This is a genomic window from Candidatus Darwinibacter acetoxidans (assembly GCF_041936445.1).
Taxonomy (GTDB): domain Bacteria; phylum Bacillota; class Limnochordia; order Darwinibacteriales; family Darwinibacteriaceae; genus DTU010.
The window spans coordinates 1-1,409 of sequence record NZ_JBHGXH010000013.1 but is presented as its reverse complement, the minus strand read 5'-3'; the positions used below and the strand labels follow the sequence as shown (position 1 = coordinate 1,409).

2 protein-coding genes are annotated in these 1,409 nt (G+C 58.8%); both read left to right on the top strand.

The window, feature by feature from the left end; all coding sequences use genetic code 11:
- The coding region (locus tag ACE4YL_RS00435) for a hypothetical protein (RefSeq protein WP_461368978.1) at positions 1–219 on the top strand (219 nt) is incomplete at its 5' end.
- 694 nt (positions 220–913) lie between these two features.
- Positions 914–1,387 carry a hypothetical protein gene (locus tag ACE4YL_RS00430; protein WP_461368977.1) on the top strand — a complete coding sequence of 158 codons (474 nt, stop codon included), beginning with the start codon at positions 914–916 and terminating at the stop codon, positions 1,385–1,387.
- The last annotated feature ends 22 nt before the right edge of the window (positions 1,388–1,409 follow it).

The following is a 1,409-nucleotide window of genomic DNA, read 5'->3' as shown; positions in this document are numbered from 1 at the left end:
GAGATCCGCAATGCGTGGTATCTGAAGCAGTTGGCGAACCTTGTAGTCGTTGAAACGGTTGACGGGGTGTTAGGCTGTTTCGCTGTGGCTCCTTTCAGGAACGTTGACCTGGAGGCCCTCAGCCCTTACAAAGGCTATCATCCTGACAAGATCGAAAGCGCTGTGCCTGTCGCAGACTACGTTCTGCCCTTCTATGGACTACGGAGGGAAGCCCGGTGACGGACTACAGGACGTGGGGGGACAAGTTGGGCCATAGCCTTTTTCATTGGACCGCAAGCGTTGCCGGAGGAGGAGGGCGCGGCCCTGGCCGAACGGATTCGGGATGAGATCCTAGCCGAACGAACGGAATCCACAAAGGCCCTGCTAGGAGGCTTGCCAGAATCGACGTAGGCCGGCGCAACTATTGGGGGGGTATGTGCCCTATGGGGCAGGCTGCAAACTCCTGCCCTGTGCGGCCCTGGAGGCCCGTTTCTGGACGGTTAGCCGCACAACCTGGACCCGTGGCCGCTGTGGCCGAATCCGTGGCCGGGGCCATGGCCGTGGGAGAGGAAGGCTTGACAAGCCGAATTATGCCGTGGTATGCTCCCAATAGGGACTCAATTGGTCACGCTTCAACGGGAGCAGTCTGCCCTTTTTGAGAGGTGAGACAATGGCAATTACCGAAGCAGACTTGATCGAGTATGGGCAACGTCAACGGGAGTATCGACGGAAGCGGCGCTACCCTATACACATCGGAATGCCCTGGGAGGAGAACGGAGTGACGCTACAAGAGGTTATCGAACAAGCAACAAGACTATATCCTGACCTTATACTGAACCCTGTTACGGCCCGGAAGTGGACTGAGCGAGGACTGCTTCCTACGCCCGATGTTCATCATCGCGGGGGGACTGAGGGGAACCGTGCTGATTACCCGGTGGACGCGACGGCGCAAGTGGCGGCAGCAGGCTACCTCCAAGCCCAGGGCTTTCGACAGAAGCAGATAGCCCAGGCGCGGCAGATAGTCCTAGAGGGCGTTCCGGTAGAAGGGGACCTCATGCGGGACGTTGTGGCCCTGCTGGAGACTGGCCGACTAGAAGCAGATGGACCTAATGTCTTCCGTTTGCCTTCGGCAGAGGTGGCCGGGATAGCCAAAGCCGTGCACGCTTACGCCTTCGCCTTAGCAACGGCCCGAGCGGGGCGCAACGTAACAAGGCCCCTGAGCGGTTTCTTCCATAAGCGAACGTGGGAGCAGGACGGCAAGCAGATGTTTTCCTGCTTTGTTAGCGCGCTAGGCTACTACATCGACCCACGGGGCAAGGATGACATTACAGGCATAGCCGCCGACCTAGACCGGCAGATCCGGCAGAAGCGGGAGGAGATCCGAAAGAACCGCAAGAATGACTTTTGAGCGCCTGCGCAGGGCGCTTTTT